The organism is Paenalcaligenes sp. GW821-LYS-B07-1, from assembly GCF_058803365.1.
In genome coordinates this window covers 448,390-465,755 of sequence record NZ_CM179516.1, presented here as the reverse complement: position 1 = coordinate 465,755, position 17,366 = coordinate 448,390, and the positions used below count along the sequence as shown (strand labels likewise).

Here is a 17,366-nt window from a genome sequence, read left to right as displayed (position 1 = left end):
CATTCTCAGTAGAGAAAGTGCCTGCTTGTTAACCTATATTGCAGCGTGCCAATTTGAAATGTATGTCGCGCGTTAAGGGAACAGGTTTATTGGTGGTGTCTTGCAAGGCAAAACGCACCCATAACACATACTTGTTTGCGCTCATTTCGGGGAATACGCCAGCCGCTTCGTCTACCCAGACGCGTAACAGCTGGAACGATTTTCCACCCAGCATTTCCTGATAGTTCCCTTCGTGGGCCGTATGCTCTAGCACATCGCCAGCATCACGCAGCAAGCGTAATACCAGCATCAAGGCTGCATGCATAGGTTGGAAGGCTTCTGACCACGATTGCAGATCGGCGCGGCGTTGCGCCACGGGCCTAGACTGCCATGCATAATACGAAGGAATATCCACCTGCGAACAACCACCTGGCACCGACAATCGGCCACGCAAACTGCCTAGCCAATCGTTATCTTTAAGGTTTTGCCCCAAGCGCCCTTGAGCTGCCAGCGGGCTAGTGACTTCTTGCAATTCATTTAGCATGTTGTCCAGCAGTTTGCTGGACACGCCAGGATGCTCACGCAGCGCAGATAAGGCCAGACGCTGACGCTCAATATCCTGCAGAATCATTCCACGTAAATCTGAACGCTCACAAACATCCAGTATCTCGAACAATGTAGTAACGGCTATCTGGTGCAAATGGGGATCGTCGCCCGCCATAAAGTAATGGAGACGATCAAACAGATATTCGACCCGCAGGAAGGCCCGTACACGTTCATTACAGGGATACTCGTAAAGAATCACGCGAAAAAAACCCTTAAATAGCTAAATAAAACGTACTTTGATGTATCAACGCTGTTGCAACCATTGTTGATGCAACTGCTCGACCTGCTGACGAAGTGCACTGAGTGTGGTCTTGCCATCGTTCACAATTACATCGTCGGCTACAGCCAAACGCTGCTCTCTGGTTGCCTGCGCACCCATGATACGCTCAATGACCTCATCCGTCAGCCCACTACGCTCACGCACCCGCTGTTTCTGGGTGTGCTCATCGCAGTCCACGACACAAATTCTGTCTACATGATTACGCCAACGGCCTCGCTCTATTAATAGCGGAACCACTACTACTACGTACAAACCTCCTGCAGACATCACCTGCCTACGTGCCTCTTCCCAAATTAATGGGTGCAGTAACGCCTCTAATCGTTGACGTTCTGCCGGGTTGGCAAATACATGCTCGCGCATGCGTTGTCTGTCCATGCCTTGTTCTGCCGTGATAAACGCAGAACCAAATTGTTCAGCAAGCGCATCAATGGCTGCACCACCTGGCTGACACAGTTGATGAGCAACCAAGTCAGTATCCACAATGGTGGCACCCCACTCTTCCAGCAGTGTTGCCACTTGGCTTTTGCCTGACCCAATCCCACCTGTTAACCCAATTTTTAGCATAGGCTTTGCATCCTTAAAACCCGTACGGGGGAAAACCCACATGCAGGCCGGACTCCCATACATTGATCACACTATACGCTAGGCATAAGTATGGCCCAAATGCACATGCTCCGCGAGGTAAACAGCGTTTTTGCCAACAGGCTTGTATAAACCAACACGCCACCGCAGCAATCAAAATCAGTAAAAAACCAGCATGGTATTGCGGGCTTATAGCCCATAACCCCAAATACAGCTTGATATCGCCAGCCCCTATGGGCGGCTTCTGTATAAAAGGCTGACAACTACGATAACCTGCATACAGCGCCACAGCGAACCACCATGCTGTGCTTGATGTAGTTAGCATTACCGTAAACCACACTTGTATCAACCACGGTAACACGATGATTGGGATCGTTACAGCATCCGGCAATAAGCGCGTATATAGATCACACCACACTAAAAATAATAGCAACACAGTCAAACTGCTATACCAGAGACCCACACCCCAATAAACGCGATCGTGCATAATGCGTTGCACTGCGGTAGCAAGATAAACCGTAGAGAAAAAGATAGCTACCCCTACCAAAAACACCGCACAGCTTCTGTGCCAGTAAGAGCTTGGCCAACACGGCATACGCCACCACTCGCGTGGATTAGTGAGTGCCTTTTGAACTGCTCTATATAAGCTGCGACAATTTGGTGTTGCACCCTGTTGCAAGATCAGAGCATACGATTTTGCCCAGCCCTGTGAAAAAGCCGTAAAAACAACCGCCACAATGGCGCACAGCAAATACAGCATTGTTGGAATCCTTAGTCGTGAACCGCCTTATAATGATTCTTTAATCCGCTCACTTACCTGCACAGGATGGCATCATGCGTGCTTCTACTACATCTGCTTTCCCAAGCCGTTCCCTACTTACAGGCCTAGCGCTGTGCGCGTTATTGGCAGGCTGTGCCAGCCAATCTACGCCTACTTCCTATCAAAGCAGCCGCTCTGATACTGAAAATGATGCGCAAAACTCTGCCAGAGCCCAACATAATCATGCGGCTTCTCAGTTGCAGTTCGGTTTTGGTAAAGATGCAGTGGCAGAACAACCTCGTACTGCTGATCAGCAATTGATCGAAAGCCGTCAGGTACGCGAGTTGGTGGAGCCACGCACATTCTTGGGTACGATCTCGTGTTCACCTACCGATGCGCTGTGCGTACCACTACGCACCACGTTAACGACAGCCCCTTCCGGTGTATGGCGTATGCGCATTGAAGCAGCTGACCGCTCTGCCCCGACACATGCCACCAGTGGTTGCTGGTATCAGGTAGGCAGCCAGCCTAATCGCATTATTTTGCAGTTAAGTAATGAGGCGATATTGGCTGAGCTCAGTTTCTTAAACAATAACCAGATGAAAGTTCAAACGTTTAACCAACAACGTCCTACTCTGGAAACGTTACTGAGCCGCCAAGCGGATATTGACCCCATCAGCGAACTGGATGATCGTCCTGCTCCGCAATGTAATCGCGCTCAGTAATAGCGCCATTTTGTGTTTGGCCTGAACCGTTGAACGCGTCAGCGTCCGGTTCAGCCAAGCTGTAACGACTACGCATCCCCCGCGTGAAGACCAAATGTGCCAGCTCCATTGCACCGCGCACATGTAATTTGCTGTACATGCTACCTCGATGAGCATCAACGGTACGCTGCGAAATTCCTAGTTTTGCTGCAATAGACTTGCTCGGCAATCCCTGTATGACCAATTTCATGACTTGAAGCTCACGCGCCGTTAAGCGCTGATTAAGCCATGTAGCGGTTTCTTGTAGTGGTGTCTGCATCACAAAGCCTCCAATAAATGACAGCAAGAAAACCTGCTGCCTAAAGCTACCCGCCTCAATGTAACAAATATTATCTATATTTATGTTTAGTTACAATATGACAGAATGATCCACCTAGCAAACCCCACTCTTTCAACCCTACAACGTGAGCAGGGTTGAAAGCACTACATTTCACCTTAACGATCTTTCATCAGCATAGCGATAACGCTTTGTACATCCAGCTCTCCTGAAGATTCAGAAGCATTGTTTGAACCGGAAAACGCACCGATCAAAGCAGGCAACAATTCAGTCAAGTGCGACAGCACTTTGCTTTCGCTTAAGCCACTGTCATCCGCCATCGTCGCTACGGCTTTATGACCTAATACTTGTTCTAGCTGTCCCATGCTCACAGGCAACTTTTCACCACTGCTCATCCATGATGTCACTACCTTGGCTAATCCGCCCTGTTTGAAGGTTTGAATCAAGCCATTCAAGCCACCTGGAAACTTATTTACCAAGGACACCAACGCTGGAATCAGGCTGGCACGTTCTTGTTGTACGGGATTTAATGCTGCAGATGCAACGGACATCAAAGAGTTTAAAAAGCTCACGGTTTACACCTCGTTATTTACTTTTTAAAAGTAAGGACGCTACATTGTGCCGCGCTTTCAGGCACTAGAGAAAAAACAAATGCAAACAAAAAATGCCCCCACGCTGCCTTGCTATGCAAGGCGCTGCCCCCCGAGGGGGCTTTACGGTCTTGGGACGGCCCTGCGACCTTCAATGCCCCCACACAGCCTTGCTACGTAAGGCTCTGCCCCCGAGGGGAGTTTACGGTCTTGGGACGGCCCTGCGACCTTCAATACCCCACACAACCTTGCTACGTAAGGCGCTGCCCCCGAGGGGAATTCACGATCTTGGGACGGCCCTGCAACCTCCAATACCCCCACACAACCTTGCTACGTAAGGCGCTGCCCCCCGAGGGGGCTTTACGGTCTTGGGACGGCCCTGCGACCTTCAATGCCCCCACACAGCCTTGCTACGTAAGGCTCTGCCCCCGAGGGGAGTTTACGGTCTTGGGACGGCCCTGCGACCTCCATGGCCCACAAAAAATGCGCTGCCTAAACAGCGCATTTTCGGTCAACGCCCTAGGCAAACGCTAGGATTAATCGCCGAATTGAATGCCCTGTGCCAGTGGCAATTCTCGGGAGTAGTTGATGGTGTTTGTTGCACGACGCATATAGACTTTCCATGCATCGGAACCCGACTCTCTACCACCACCGGTTTCTTTTTCACCACCGAATGCACCACCAATTTCAGCACCGGATGTACCAATATTCACGTTGGCAATACCGCAGTCCGAACCATTCGCGGACAAGAAGTATTCTGCCTCGCGCAGGTCGTTACTGAAGATAGCCGATGACAAACCTTGTGGCACATCGTTTTGCATGTCTATCGCGGTTTGGAAATCGGTATAACGCATGAAATACAAAATCGGTGCGAAAGTTTCGTGTTTCACCACGCTGCTTTGTTCTGGCATTTCCACAATCGCAGGTTTCACATAGTAGCCATTGGGGTATTTGTCTTGCAGCACACGTTCACCGCCGTGTACGGTACCACCCTGCTCACGCGCATTTTTCAGTGCAGTTTGCATGGCATCAAACGAGTCTTTATCGATCAACGGGCCTACCAATGTGCCTGTTTCCAATGGACTACCAATAACCGCACTGTCATATGCTTTACGCAAACGTTTCAACAGATCATCTGCCACACTTTCGTGCACGATCACACGACGAGTGGTGGTGCAACGCTGACCGGCCGTACCAATAGCACCAAACAAAATGCCACGCATGGCTAAATTCAAGTCTGCCGATTCGCTCACGATAATGGCGTTATTGCCACCCAATTCCAGCAAGGAACGACCAAAGCGAGCTGCTACGCGTGGACCAACTTCACGTCCCATACGCGTAGAACCTGTTGCCGACACCAGCGCTACATCGTGATTGTCTACCAAGGCTTCGCCTACATCGCGTTCGCCGATCAGCACTTGACTCAAGCCTTCTGGCGCATCGCCAAAGCGTTTCAATGCACGCTCAAACAGCGCTTGGCAAGCCAAGGCAGTCAGCGGTGTTTTCTCGGATGGCTTCCAAATCACGGCATTCCCGCACACCAATGCCAAGGTGGTATTCCATGACCACACGGCAACGGGAAAGTTAAAGGCGGAAATCACACCTACTACACCCAGTGGATGCCAGGTTTCCATCATGCGGTGACCAGGGCGCTCAGACGCGATAGTCAAACCGTACAACTGACGAGACAACCCTACGGCGAAGTCGCAGATATCAATCATTTCCTGCACTTCACCAGCACCTTCGGCCAAGATTTTCCCGGCCTCTATAGACACCAGTTTGCCCAAGGTTTCTTTTTCCTCGCGCAGTACTTCACCGAACAAGCGCACCAACTCTCCTCGACGCGGTGCAGGTACAGCTCGCCATGCGGTGTACGCCTGCTTGGCTTTGCGTACTGCTACAGCAACGTCGGCAACGCTTTGCTGCGCGACGCGAGCAATTTCTTGCCCATCCACAGGTGAAGAAACCGACAGCGATCCACCACGGATACTCGCTGCGTCCACACCCAGCTTTTCTAATAATTCTGCAGTTTGCATAGCAATTTCCATCCAATGAACAGGGGACAAAGTTCCGGCAACTAGCAGGTCACCGTATTTCTAATCAGAATATCATTTTTCGTATAGGAAAATTTATACTCAAAGGGAAAACACCAATAAAATATTTTCACATTTATGAAAATAATAGCATCACATAGCACAACCACTCGTATCCGATACCGGAGAATTATTCATCATGGAAACCCAGCTGTTTGATGTCGTGATCGTAGGAGGCGCTGCTACTGGCAGTTCAGCCGCCTATTTCCTGCTCTCCAACCCCGATTTTCAGGGTAAGGTGCTGGTGCTGGAGCAAGACCCTAGCTACCAACACTGCGCTACCACCCTGTCCGCAGCCTCTATACGACATCAGTTCTCCACCCCGGAAAACATCCGTATGTCCATGTTTGGTACGGAATTTTTACGCCAGTTCAAAAGCAACATGGATGTGGATGGCGATGCTGCCGACCCCGCATTCGTCGAAGGCGGCTACCTGTTTCTGGCCACTAGTGATGGTGTGGAAACGCTGCGCTCCAACCTGCAAGTTCAGCAAGCTGAGGGCGCCAACATTCACATGTATGACGCACCAGAACTGGCTGCCAAATACCCGTGGATGAATACCAGCGACCTGGCGGCCGGCTCATTGGGCCTAAGTGGCGAAGGTTGGTTAGACGCCTACGGCATGATGCAAGGCATGCGCCGCAAAGCCATCTCGCTAGGAGCTACCTATCGCTCGGCACGTGTACAAAAACTGCTGCACAAAAATGGCAGCATCACGGGTGTAGAACTGGATAACGGCGAACAAATTCATGCCAAATTTGTAATTAACGCAGCCGGCACCGACGCTACCCGCTTGGCCCTGACTGCTGGCATTGATTTGCCTGTGCAATCCCACAAACGCAGTGTGTTTTACTTCACTTCCCCTGCTGCTGTACCAGGCTGCCCGATGGTGATTGACCCTACCGGCGCTTACTTCCGCCCTGAAGGCGAAGGCTTTATTGCAGGTATTGCACCTGCCGCCGATCAAGACCCTCCTTGCACCGACTTCGATGTGCAGCACGAATTATTTGATGACCTGTTATGGCCACTGCTGGCAGAACGCGTGCCCGGCTTTGAGGCGCTGCGTTTGGTACGTAGCTGGGCTGGTCATTACGACATGAACTTGTTGGATCAAAACTTGATTCTTGGTCCACACCCCCACATGCAGCACCTGCTTTTTGCCAATGGCTTAAGCGGGCACGGCATGCAGCAAGCCCCTGCTGTAGGTAGAGCGCTTAGTGAATTGATTATTTATGGCCAATTCCGCTCTTTAGATCTCACTCGCTTAGGCTGGCAGCGCATTTTAGAAAATCAGCCATTGATTGAGAAAAACGTCGTCTAACACGCCTTTTTGCCACCAGGCACAACGCAGCACAACTATTCCAATAATCAGGAGACAATGAAATGAAAAGGAAGTTTGCTTTTTCCATGATGGCCGCCACGCTTTGCTTGGCGCTTCCCTTCGCCGCATCTGCCGCCGAAACCGTAAAAATCGCCATTGCAGGTCCCTTCACCGGAGCGAACGCTGCATTTGGTGATCAGCTTTGGATTGGTGCTGTGGCTGCTGTTGAGCAAATCAACGCCAACGGCGGGGTTAACGGTAAGCAGTTAGAGCTAGTAAAAGGTGACGATGCTTGCGAACCTAAGCAAGCTGTAGCCGTTGCCAACCGTTTGGTTGACCAAGAAAAAGTGGCAGGTGTAGTGGGCCACTTCTGCTCGTCTAGCCATATTCCCGCCACTGAAATTTACGACGAAGCCGACGTACTTTCCATGGCATGCGGTGCCACTAACCCCATCATTACCGAACGCAATATGCCTACCGTCACCCGCATTGTGGGTAGGGACGATCAGCAAGCGCTGGTGATTGGTGACTTCATTGTGAACGACCTCAAAGCCAAGCGTATTGCCGTAATTCACGATAAAGACACCTATGGTCGCGGCTTAGCTGATGCCACTCGTAAAGCAGTAGAAGCGTCGGGTGTAGAAGTTGCCGTGTTTGACGGCGTGAACCGTGGTGAGCGTGACTACAACGCGCTGGTTACTCGTATGCGTAGTGCTGATGTAGACGCCGTATTCTTCGGTGGTTTGCACGGTGAAGCAGGTACGCTGGTACGCCAAATGCGTGAGCAAGGCATGAAACAACCCTTCATTTCCGATGATGGCATTGTGGACCCTGCCTTCGTGACTGCGGCAGGTGGCCCCCAGTACGCCAGCGGTGTCTACATGACCTTTCCTCAAGACCCTCGCAACATGGACAGCAGTAAAGATGTGGTAGCCAAACTGACCGCAGAGGGTAAAAAATCCGATGGCTTCACGCTGTATGCCTACGCTGGCGTACAAGCCTTAGCCGCCGCTCTGGCTGGAACCAACTCCACCAGCGGTACAGAATTGGCTGACTGGTTGAAAGCCAATCAGGTGCAAACCGTATTAGGCCCTAAAGCATGGGATAGCAAAGGTGACTTACAAGTTGCCAACTATGTTATGTACCAGTGGGATAACAACGGTGGATATGCCGAACTGAAGTAAACCGCTTTCGCTTATCCCGGCGGGTAGCAACCGCTACCCGCCAACCTGGAGTTTGTGTCCATGGACATCTATATCTTTGGTCAACAGATCATCAACGGCCTGACCCTGGGCTCGGTGTATGGTCTTATCGCAGTCGGCTACACCATGGTGTACGGCATCATCGGCATGATTAACTTTGCCCATGGTGACATCTATATGGTGAGCGCCTATATTTCCGCCATTACCTTAGCCGTCATTTCTTTTTTCGGTATTCAATCTGTACCATTTGCCCTACTCACTACCTTGATTGTGACCATGGCTATCACGGGGTTGTACGGCTGGTCTATTGAACGCACCGTTTATCGTCCTCTGACGGGAACCACCAGACTGGCCCCATTGATTACCGCCATCGGGGTGTCGTTGGTACTGCAAAATTACGTGCAGCTTGCCCAAGGCCCTAATGTACAAGGCGTGCCTATTTTGATCTCTGGCAGCTTCCGTTTGGGCGACGACGACAACTTCATTCAAATTCGCCTGATGAACCTGATTATCATCGGTGTGAGCATAGCCGCTATGGCTATCCTGACATGGATGATTCATGGCACCAGCCTAGGTCGCCAATGCCGTGCGGTACAACAAGACCGCAAAATGGCCACGATCTTAGGTATTAACAGTGCGCGCATTGTCTCTATGGTGTTTGTCATAGGCTCCGTCATGGCCGCGATTGCGGGTGTGCTGGTGACGTTGAGTTATGGCTCTTTCGATTTCTATGTGGGCTTCATTATTGGTTTAAAAGCATTTAGTGCAGCCGTATTAGGCGGTATTGGCTCATTACCTGGCGCCATGCTGGGTGGGTTATTGCTGGGCGTGCTGGAGTCCATTTTTGCTGGCTTCGTCAACAGTGACTACAAAGATGTATTTGCGTTTAGCGTGTTGGTACTGGTGTTGATTTTCAAACCCAGTGGCCTGCTTGGACGCCCTGCAGTGGAAAAGGTGTAACCCATGCATACGACTTCCCATGCTCCCATTTCTTGGGGCCACTCCATTAAGGATGCGTTAATTGCAGGTGTGGTTACCTTGATTCTGCTGGGTCCCATTACCAACTTGGTATTGAATCAGTACGACTTCAAGTTCCTGCCCGAACGCACACCACTACTGCTGAACGGTATCTACTTAGCGCTGTTAGTGACCGTAGTGCGCTTTGGCGTGTCGGTATTAGCACAGTTGCCTGCGGGTAATCGCTTGCTGCAACGGTTGCAGCAAAAAAATGCCTCGGATGAGATCACGGTAGAGTCTACCTCCGCCCCCTCAGCCATTAAAAATTTGCGCGTATTTGGCAGTTGCCTGCTGTTTGCTCTGTTTGCTTGCTTCTTAGGCTGGCAAAAAGTGATTGCTGTGGGCGCAAGCTCTGCATTGGTATTGATCAGCCTGTTTGTGCTATTCGTGTTTGGGGTGAGTTTGCCTAAACCTCGCGGCCAGAAAAACGCTTGGAAAATCTACGTACCCCTGTTGTTTCTAGCGGGTTTGAGCTTACCTATTTTGTTGAACATCACTGGCCTACTACCTAAGGTATGGATCAGTAACCTGACTCTGGCTCTGATTTACGTGCTGTTGGGGCTGGGGCTGAACATCGTAGTGGGTATGGCTGGCTTGCTGGACTTGGGTTTTGTGGGCTTTTACGCTGTAGGGGCCTACTTGCTAGCATTAGGCGCACAGTACTTTGATTTCGGGTTTTGGACTGCTCTGTTACTGGTACCTATAGTCGCCGGCACCTGCGGTGCATTACTGGGCTTCCCTGTCTTACGCATGCACGGTGACTATCTGGCGATTGTGACCCTTGGCTTCGGTGAAATCATTCGTTTGGTATTAACCAACTGGGCAGATGTTACCGGTGGCCCTAACGGTGCCGCTGCACCATCCCCCACCTTCTTTGGCATGGAGTTTGCTCGTCGCAGTAGCAATGGCAATACACCTTTCCATGAGTTCTTTGGGCTGTCATACAACGGCGATTACAAGTTTCTATTTATTTACGTAGTCCTGTTTATCGTCGTTGCCATCACCCTGCGATTTTTCAACCGCTTGCGCTACATGCCGTTGGGCAGATCGTGGGAAGCACTGCGCGAAGATGAAATTGCCTGCCGTTCACTGGGTATTAACCACGTCACCATCAAACTGTCGGCCTTTACCATTGGTGCGATTGCAGGCGGTATTGCAGGTGTGTTCTTTGCCACCTACCAAGGCTTTATCAACCCTACGTCCTTTAACTTCTTTGAGTCGGTGCTTATTTTGTCCATCGTGGTGTTGGGTGGTATGGGTTCTATGCTGGGTGTAGTGATTGCTGCGCTGGCTCTGACCTTATTGCCTGAGCTGTTACGTGACCTCGCTGACTACCGTATTTTGATGTTTGGTGTACTGATGATTCTGATGATGATCTGGCGTCCACATGGCTTAATCCGTGCCAAGCGCCCCGCTTTTGCCGGAGGCAAACATGACTAATGCGAACGATCCCATCCTGACAGTACGTCAACTAACCCAACGTTTTGGCGGCATTATTGCTAACAACAACGTGAACTTTGATGTGCAGCGTCATTCTATTACTGCTCTTATAGGCCCCAATGGAGCAGGTAAAACTACGGTATTTAACTGCGTCACGGGCTTTTACCGTGCCAGCGAAGGCACCATTACTCTGCACAGAGAAGATGGCCGCAACGCACAAGTGGCCAAACTGCTGACTCGCCCCCTAGTAGGTGGATCACACCAAGTGACTCGTGCAGGTATTGCCCGTACGTTTCAAAACATCCGCTTATTCCAAGACATGACCGTCTTGGAAAACCTTCTGGTTGCCCAACACCGCCATTTAGACGGCAACCTGTGGCGCGGCATGTGGGCATCTAACCGTTTTGAAGAGCGGGAACGCAAAGGCGTGGAAACAGCCATGCAATGGTTGGAACGCTTAAACATGGCGAACCAAGCAAACCGTTTGGCAGGTGAGCTGCCCTATGGCTCGCAGCGTATTTTAGAAATCGCCCGCGCCATGTGTACCGAGCCGTTGTTGATCTGCTTGGATGAGCCTGCTGCGGGCTTGAACCCTTCCGAGACCGATCACCTCGCATCGTTGATACACCTGCTTCGCGACGAGTTCGGCGTTACCGTACTGCTGATTGAGCACGACATGGGGTTGGTAATGGATATTTCCAATCATATTGTGGTGCTGGATCACGGCGAAGTAATCGCCCAAGGTTGCCCAGACGACATACGTAACAACCCCAAAGTTATTGCTGCTTACTTAGGCACGGCTACAGAGGAGCAGGTATGAGCTCAGCCTTATTGGATATTAAAAACGTATGTAATGGCTATGGTGCTATTCAGGTACTGCATGATGTATCCCTGCATGTGAACCGTGGCGAAATTGTGTGTTTGATTGGTGCCAACGGTGCCGGTAAAAGCACACTACTGATGAGTATTTTCGGGCTACCCAAAATACGTAAAGGCGAGATCCTGTTCAACGGCACCAACCTCGCCGCGCTACCCCCACACCACATTGCGCGCCAGGGGCTGTCACAAGTACCGGAAGGTCGTCGAATCTTCCCTTCTATGACCGTGGAAGAAAACCTGCTGATAGGCACGCTGCCCATCGGTATGGAACATGCCGATGCCGACAAAGCTGAGATGTTTGCCTTGTTCCCCCGCTTAAAAGAACGACGTAACCAGCGTGCAGGTACGCTTTCTGGTGGTGAACAACAAATGCTAGCAATGGCGCGTTCTTTGATGGGGCGACCTGACATGATTTTGCTGGATGAACCCAGCTTGGGGCTGGCCCCACTGATCGTGGCGCAAATTTTTGACATACTAAAAGACATTACCTCGCTGGGAAAAACCATTTTCTTGGTCGAGCAAAATGCCTACCATGCGCTCAAGCTCTCTAGTCGTGGTTATGTGATGACCAATGGGAAAATCACGCTGACTGGTTCCGGAGATGAGTTGCTAGCCAATCCTCAAGTGCGTGATGCGTACTTGGGAGGCGGTAAAAAACACTGATGTTTTTTGCCTGATTGGCACCCTATAAGGAAAACTATCGTGACGTATCCAGATGTCCAAGCTTCGGTATCTGCGTTAGCTGAACGCATACGCTCTTTGCGCCAGCATCATGGCTGGACTTTGGAGCAAGCTAGCCGCGCTACCGGTGTTGCCTCGTCCAGTTTGTCGAAGATAGAAAACGGCCTAAGCTCTCCTACCTACGATGTATTACTGCGTCTGGCGAGGGGGTTTCAGGTCGATATAGCGGAGCTATTCACCCCACCCCAAGAACATATGGGTGCAGGGCGACGCACTATAGAGCGAGCAGGTAATGGCGAACGGCATGAAACGCCTATGTACGAACACCGAGTGCTGTGTTCTCAGTTGGCGAATAAACACATCATGCCGTTTATCTCTCGCATCAAAGCACACAATATTGATCCACAAGATGGTTGGAGCCGACACGAAGGAGAGGAATTCGTGTACGTGCTCAGCGGCAGCATAGAGCTGCACACCGAGTTTTACCAACCAGCAATCCTGCATCAAGGCGACTGTTTTTATATAGACAGCCGCATGCTACACCGTGTCATCAATCATGGTGATGACGGTGATGCAGAGGTGATGTGGATCAGCACTAGAGCAGGACTATAACGTTTGTCTACGAGACAAGCCCAACCCTACATGGAGGAGACTATGCATCACCCTATTGCTGTTCTGGATGCAGAGGCCACTGCCGCCGCATTGCCCTACCCTGCACTGACTGATGCTCTGGCACACGCCGCTCAGGACTATCACCTAGGCCGCATTCATGCCCCCACCCGTCAAAGCGTGGACTACCCCAATGGGGCCACCTTACTATCCATGCCAGCAACCGCACACGACATCGGCATACATAAGCTGGTCAATATCATGCCAAAAAATACGGACATCAATTTGGCCGTTATTCAAGGATTGGTATGTGCATACGATGGCGTGAATGGTCTGCCACTGTTTGTTTTGGATGGCCCGACCGTTACTGCTAGACGTACTGCTGCGGTATCCATGTTGGGTATACGATTACTGTGGCAGAACCAATGCCGCCATGTCGCCATTTTGGGCTCTGGCGTGCAAGCCCAAGGCCATGCGCAAGCCATACATGCTCTCTATCCAAACTGCCGCATCAGCATAGTCGCTCGCAACACCCAAAAAGCACGCGCACTGGAGCAAGCGCTACCACATATTCCACTGCATATTGCCAACCATGTCCCGGATGATGCCGATGTTGTTATTGGCACGACCAGCAGTTCAACCCCGGTGTACCATCACCCGGCCAGAGCTGATCGCTTATTAATAGGTATGGGGGCTTATCGACACGATATGGCCGAGTTCGCCGCCGACACGGTACGCGCAAGTTTGCACTATATAGACGACAAAGTTTCTGGCCCGCACGAAGCAGGAGATCTAATACAAGCAAAGGTAGATTGGGATCAAGTGCAGCCTATCGCTCTTGCTCAACAACACGCCCCACACCCCTCACGCCCTTTGTTTTATAAAAGCATAGGTTGTGCTGCATGGGATTTAGCTGCCGCTCGTTGCGCTCGTCAGCACCTAAAATAGACTATAGCCCTGCAAGTAGCGGCTTGTTCAAGCCTTAAAGCCTTCTGGTTAGTGTTAAGCTCCCCCACTTAGCTTTTTTATTTACTTTCTGCTGAATACTAACCAGCTATGTCTACTTCCCCTGCTACTGAGCACGATCCGCACCGTATCGGCTCCCGTTATGAAATGTTGCGCCTGCTACGACGCATGTTAGATGATGGTTTGCTCATTCAAATGCAGGGGCCGCATCCCCAGATCTCCGTGGTTACCACCATGCTGGATATTGATCTGGATGCCGAACACTTAATTGTTGACTGCGCCTCACACGACGCCATCAACCAGCGGTTTCTGGATGCCGGTACGGCAGACTTTGAAACCAGCATTGATCACGTCAAAGTACAGTTTTCCACCGATCAAATCACCGCCACCTATTTTGAGGGGAAACCGGCTTTGTGCTTGGCACTGCCTAGGTTCATGCGCCGTATTCAACGCCGCGAATTTTTCCGTGTGCCTGTGCCTGTGTCTAACCCAGCCACCTGCGCGCTGATGCTCACTCAGCCACCTGTGGTATTCGATTTGTACGATATCAGCGTGGGCGGCGTGGCCTTACTGGATAAAAACCGGCACATTAACTTCCGCTTGGGCATGATGCTGCATGACTGTACGCTGCATCTACCCGATGTAGGCACAGTCACGGCTACCTTGCAGATAACACGCGAGCGCGAACTGCTGCTGCCTAGCGGCACGCCTATACGCCATATAGGCGCTGCTTTTGTGAATTTACAAGGCGCTGCTGAAAACTTGGTGCAAACCTATACCAGCCGTTTAGAACGCCAGCTTATTGCGAAGGAACGCGGTCTGCAGTAACTGGGGGCTTACACGCACGTAGCAGCGTGATGCCGCCATCTGTTTCCACGTAATGTTCTAAGCGTTGGCACTGTTGATCTATGCACAGATCATAGTCAGCGGTATAGCCCGAACGAGTCAGCCGTAGTTCCTGCACGGGTAATGAGGCGGGCGTGTAGTGATACCACCCGTCTTTCAAATACGCATCATCAGGCGGCTCCATGCCAGCCGCTGAACCTTTGACTCTGGCTTCTACTAACGAAATATCAGCAATGTCTTCAGTAGAACTCGCTGGTACCAATAGGTAGTCTTCCTCCCAGCGTACTTTTTCAATGGAATGTTCCCACGCCAACGTAAAGCGTTGGGTAGGCACATAGCGGGGCACCGCTTCCGGTGCCCCAGCTAATTGCAAACAAATGCCTACTACTGCACTTAAGGGCATTAGGCTGCCTTTTGTTCTACACCACGACTACGCATGTAGTGCCACACAAGGAACAGTGCGGTCATACCCCAACCGATTTGGTCAGAAATAGGATCTGCCCACACCAACATGGCAGCGGCGACGAACACATAGATACGCTCCCAGACTTGCACTTTGGTTTTCATGAAGCCCGTCGTTGCCACACCCCACAACACGATGGCGAAAACCGCTTTAGCAACCACATAAATCACCTCGATAGGGCTGGTGTAATCCTGCAGCATCAAGGCTGGGCTATACACCGCCATATAGGGCACGATAAAGCCCGCAATCGCTACACGCAGCGCTTGTATACTGATTTTCAAGCCTGAGGTTTTGGCTATAGGTGCAGCCGCAAACGCCGCCAACGCTACCGGCGGTGTCAAATCTGCCATGATCCCGAAATAGAACACAAACATGTGCGAAACGATCAGAGGCACACCCAACTGCAACAAGATAGGCGCTGCTAACGAGCTGGTAATAATGTAGTTAGGAATGGTAGGAATCCCCATACCCAATACCAAACACGTAATCATGGTCAAGAACAACGCTAACAGCAGATTGTCTTTACCAATGGCAATCACTTGACCACCAAATTCAGCCGCTACCCCTGTTAGGTTGATAATGCCAATAATCACCCCTACCAGCGCACACGCAATGGCTACCGGCAGTGCATGACGTGCACCGTCAGCCAAAGATTCTATAGAGTCACGCAATACGTCTTTGCTATTGCGCTGTATCAGCAAGAAGGCGGCAAGCAAAGCAATGATCGCAAAGAAGGTAATCACACCAAACTTCACAAAACCTGTACACGCTAATCCCAGCAGTATCCAAAACACATAGCGCATCATTTTCTGGCTACAACCACTAATCGCGGCCGCACCAAAAATCAGGATGACCGTCAGCCCTAACCCCACTGTTCCAGAAAAGAGTGGTGTATAGCCCGAGAACAGCAAGAACACCAAGCCAATCAATGGAATCAGCAAATACCAATGGGTACGTATAGCTTTCCAGGGGTTTGGACATTCTTCTTTAGGCAGGCCAAATAGCCCTTCTCTACCGGCCACTAAGTGCACAGTCCAGAATGCAGTGAAGAAGTACAAAATGGCTGGAATAATAGCCGCTTTGACGATATCCACATAAGGCACGTTAATGGTTTCGGCCATAATGAAGGCCACCGCCCCCATTACCGGAGGCATGATCTGCCCACCCATACTAGACGTAGCCTCCACACCGCCCGCAAACGCCGAGGAATACCCAAAACGTTTCATCAACGGAATCGTGAACTGCCCTGTGGTCACCACGTTGGCCACGCCAGACCCGTTAATAGTGCCCATCAAGCCAGAACTCACTACGGATACTTTTGCCGGACCACCACGGGTGTGACCCACAGTACCCATCGCTAGGTCACTAAACAGCGAAATCATCCCAGCGCGTTCCAAGAACGAACCGAACAAGATGAATAAGAAGATATAGGTAGAAGACACATAGGTTGGTGTGCCGTAAATACCTTCTGTACCAAAGCTCAAGGTGCTAATAATTTGGTCAAAGCCGTAACCTCGGTGCGCAAAACTGCCCGGTAAGAACTCGCCATACAAACCGTATAACAAGAACAAACCACAAATGATGGGCAAGGCAATCCCCATCATTCTGCGTGTTGCCTCAAACACCAACACAATGATCACAATACCCACCACCATGTCTTCGGTGGTCATTTCGCCGGCCCTAGCCGTCAGATCAGACTCGAACACCCAGTGGTAGAAACTGAATACAAAACCTGTTAAGCCCAGAATCCACCCTAATACTGGAATTTTTCTGCCAAAAAATGTAGGCATCAAGGTGAAAATCATCAACAGCACGAAGCCTACGTGTATGGCACGTACCACTTGGCTGGAAATAGGACTGAATGCAGCGGTGTAGATCTGGAAAACAGAAAACAGTACCGCTACCCAAAAGATAGACCGTGGGAGCGCCCCCGCGGATTGATCGTGATCCATGCTCATATTGCCCATTACTCACATCAAAAAAAGCAGTGATTCCTGATGATGCTCAGAAT

The 17,366-nt window shown here is 50.8% G+C and carries 18 protein-coding genes; 10 read left to right on the top strand and 8 right to left on the bottom strand.

All coding sequences use genetic code 11. The features are described from left to right. Window positions 1-28: 28 nt before the first annotated feature. The 3 genes from zapD to AC3QL0_RS02255 are packed head-to-tail and all read right to left on the bottom strand — an operon-like array spanning window position 29 to window position 1,934. Window positions 29-784, bottom strand: coding sequence for a cell division protein ZapD (gene zapD, locus AC3QL0_RS02265; protein WP_493009905.1), 756 nt, complete (start codon window positions 782-784; stop codon window positions 29-31). A 45-nt stretch (window positions 785-829) separates the two neighbouring features. Next, window positions 830-1,429, bottom strand: coding sequence for a dephospho-CoA kinase (gene coaE, locus AC3QL0_RS02260; RefSeq protein WP_493009903.1), 600 nt, complete (start codon window positions 1,427-1,429; stop codon window positions 830-832). Between the two features lie 13 nt (window positions 1,430-1,442). Next, window positions 1,443-1,934: a prepilin peptidase gene (locus AC3QL0_RS02255; protein WP_493009901.1), complete on the bottom strand. Its 492-nt coding sequence runs from the start codon at window positions 1,932-1,934 to the stop codon at window positions 1,443-1,445. A 347-nt stretch (window positions 1,935-2,281) separates the two neighbouring features. Between AC3QL0_RS02255 and AC3QL0_RS02250 the strand changes: the two genes are divergently transcribed. Continuing rightward, a complete protein-coding gene (locus AC3QL0_RS02250; RefSeq protein ID WP_493009899.1) occupies window positions 2,282-2,932 on the top strand; it encodes a hypothetical protein in 651 nt (216 codons plus the stop codon). Here the strand turns inward: AC3QL0_RS02250 and AC3QL0_RS02245 are convergent. The 3 genes from AC3QL0_RS02245 to amaB form a co-directional block, all read right to left on the bottom strand. Next, complete coding sequence (locus tag AC3QL0_RS02245) at window positions 2,883-3,230, bottom strand: response regulator transcription factor (RefSeq protein WP_493009898.1); 348 nt, start codon at window positions 3,228-3,230, stop codon at window positions 2,883-2,885. The genes AC3QL0_RS02250 and AC3QL0_RS02245 overlap by 50 nt on opposite strands. A 176-nt stretch (window positions 3,231-3,406) precedes the next feature. Continuing rightward, window positions 3,407-3,820 carry a YidB family protein gene (locus AC3QL0_RS02240; RefSeq protein ID WP_493009896.1) on the bottom strand — a complete coding sequence of 138 codons (414 nt, stop codon included), beginning with the start codon at window positions 3,818-3,820 and terminating at the stop codon, window positions 3,407-3,409. Window positions 3,821-4,374: 554 nt separating this feature from the next. After that, a complete protein-coding gene (gene amaB / locus AC3QL0_RS02235; protein ID WP_493009895.1) occupies window positions 4,375-5,874 on the bottom strand; it encodes an L-piperidine-6-carboxylate dehydrogenase in 1,500 nt (499 codons plus the stop codon). Window positions 5,875-6,070: 196 nt separating this feature from the next. Between amaB and AC3QL0_RS02230 the strand changes: the two genes are divergently transcribed. The 9 genes from AC3QL0_RS02230 to AC3QL0_RS02190 all read left to right on the top strand — a co-directional run bounded on the left by AC3QL0_RS02230 (window position 6,071) and on the right by AC3QL0_RS02190 (window position 14,874). Then, complete coding sequence (locus tag AC3QL0_RS02230; RefSeq protein ID WP_493009893.1) at window positions 6,071-7,252, top strand: NAD(P)/FAD-dependent oxidoreductase; 1,182 nt, start codon at window positions 6,071-6,073, stop codon at window positions 7,250-7,252. A 62-nt stretch (window positions 7,253-7,314) separates the two neighbouring features. Then, window positions 7,315-8,436 (top strand): branched-chain amino acid ABC transporter substrate-binding protein, encoded by a 1,122-nt coding sequence (locus AC3QL0_RS02225; protein WP_493009891.1) that lies wholly within the window; start codon window positions 7,315-7,317, stop codon window positions 8,434-8,436. 60 nt (window positions 8,437-8,496) lie between these two features. Next, entirely contained in the window at window positions 8,497-9,414 is a 918-nt protein-coding gene (locus AC3QL0_RS02220; RefSeq protein ID WP_493009889.1) for an ABC transporter permease subunit, read from the top strand. Window positions 9,415-9,417: 3 nt separating this feature from the next. Beyond that, the gene (livM, locus tag AC3QL0_RS02215) at window positions 9,418-10,911 is read left to right on the top strand and encodes a high-affinity branched-chain amino acid ABC transporter permease LivM (protein WP_493009887.1); all 1,494 of its coding nucleotides are present in this window, start codon (window positions 9,418-9,420) and stop codon (window positions 10,909-10,911) included. Continuing rightward, window positions 10,904-11,731, top strand: coding sequence for an ABC transporter ATP-binding protein (locus AC3QL0_RS02210; protein WP_493009886.1), 828 nt, complete (start codon window positions 10,904-10,906; stop codon window positions 11,729-11,731). The genes livM and AC3QL0_RS02210 overlap by 8 nt, the downstream gene beginning before the upstream one ends. After that, the gene (locus AC3QL0_RS02205) at window positions 11,728-12,453 is read left to right on the top strand and encodes an ABC transporter ATP-binding protein (protein WP_493009884.1); all 726 of its coding nucleotides are present in this window, start codon (window positions 11,728-11,730) and stop codon (window positions 12,451-12,453) included. The genes AC3QL0_RS02210 and AC3QL0_RS02205 overlap by 4 nt, the downstream gene beginning before the upstream one ends. A 39-nt stretch (window positions 12,454-12,492) precedes the next feature. Beyond that, complete coding sequence (locus tag AC3QL0_RS02200) at window positions 12,493-13,083, top strand: helix-turn-helix domain-containing protein (RefSeq protein WP_493009882.1); 591 nt, start codon at window positions 12,493-12,495, stop codon at window positions 13,081-13,083. Between the two features lie 42 nt (window positions 13,084-13,125). Continuing rightward, complete coding sequence (locus tag AC3QL0_RS02195; protein ID WP_493009881.1) at window positions 13,126-14,028, top strand: delta(1)-pyrroline-2-carboxylate reductase family protein; 903 nt, start codon at window positions 13,126-13,128, stop codon at window positions 14,026-14,028. Window positions 14,029-14,136: 108 nt separating this feature from the next. Beyond that, a complete protein-coding gene (locus tag AC3QL0_RS02190) occupies window positions 14,137-14,874 on the top strand; it encodes a flagellar brake protein (RefSeq protein ID WP_493009880.1) in 738 nt (245 codons plus the stop codon). Here the strand turns inward: AC3QL0_RS02190 and AC3QL0_RS02185 are convergent. Then, window positions 14,846-15,295: a DUF1850 domain-containing protein gene (locus AC3QL0_RS02185; protein ID WP_493009879.1), complete on the bottom strand. Its 450-nt coding sequence runs from the start codon at window positions 15,293-15,295 to the stop codon at window positions 14,846-14,848. The genes AC3QL0_RS02190 and AC3QL0_RS02185 overlap by 29 nt on opposite strands. Next, the gene (locus tag AC3QL0_RS02180; RefSeq protein WP_493009877.1) at window positions 15,295-17,307 is read right to left on the bottom strand and encodes a TRAP transporter permease; all 2,013 of its coding nucleotides are present in this window, start codon (window positions 17,305-17,307) and stop codon (window positions 15,295-15,297) included. The genes AC3QL0_RS02185 and AC3QL0_RS02180 overlap by 1 nt, the downstream gene beginning before the upstream one ends. Window positions 17,308-17,366 lie beyond the last annotated feature (59 nt).

Coding starts and splice junctions, on each gene's coding strand:
- coaE (WP_493009903.1), bottom strand. CDS start 1,429: ATGCTAAAAATTGGGTTAACAGGTGGGATTGGGTCAGGCAAAAGCCAA.
- AC3QL0_RS02255 (WP_493009901.1), bottom strand. CDS start 1,934: ATGCACGATCGCGTTTATTGGGGTGTGGGTCTCTGGTATAGCAGTTTG.
- AC3QL0_RS02250 (WP_493009899.1), top strand. CDS start 2,282: ATGCGTGCTTCTACTACATCTGCTTTCCCAAGCCGTTCCCTACTTACA.
- AC3QL0_RS02245 (WP_493009898.1), bottom strand. CDS start 3,230: ATGCAGACACCACTACAAGAAACCGCTACATGGCTTAATCAGCGCTTA.
- amaB (WP_493009895.1), bottom strand. CDS start 5,874: ATGCAAACTGCAGAATTATTAGAAAAGCTGGGTGTGGACGCAGCGAGT.
- AC3QL0_RS02230 (WP_493009893.1), top strand. CDS start 6,071: ATGGAAACCCAGCTGTTTGATGTCGTGATCGTAGGAGGCGCTGCTACT.
- AC3QL0_RS02225 (WP_493009891.1), top strand. CDS start 7,315: ATGAAAAGGAAGTTTGCTTTTTCCATGATGGCCGCCACGCTTTGCTTG.
- AC3QL0_RS02220 (WP_493009889.1), top strand. CDS start 8,497: ATGGACATCTATATCTTTGGTCAACAGATCATCAACGGCCTGACCCTG.
- livM (WP_493009887.1), top strand. CDS start 9,418: ATGCATACGACTTCCCATGCTCCCATTTCTTGGGGCCACTCCATTAAG.
- AC3QL0_RS02210 (WP_493009886.1), top strand. CDS start 10,904: ATGACTAATGCGAACGATCCCATCCTGACAGTACGTCAACTAACCCAA.
- AC3QL0_RS02205 (WP_493009884.1), top strand. CDS start 11,728: ATGAGCTCAGCCTTATTGGATATTAAAAACGTATGTAATGGCTATGGT.
- AC3QL0_RS02195 (WP_493009881.1), top strand. CDS start 13,126: ATGCATCACCCTATTGCTGTTCTGGATGCAGAGGCCACTGCCGCCGCA.
- AC3QL0_RS02190 (WP_493009880.1), top strand. CDS start 14,137: ATGTCTACTTCCCCTGCTACTGAGCACGATCCGCACCGTATCGGCTCC.
- AC3QL0_RS02185 (WP_493009879.1), bottom strand. CDS start 15,295: ATGCCCTTAAGTGCAGTAGTAGGCATTTGTTTGCAATTAGCTGGGGCA.
- AC3QL0_RS02180 (WP_493009877.1), bottom strand. CDS start 17,307: ATGGATCACGATCAATCCGCGGGGGCGCTCCCACGGTCTATCTTTTGG.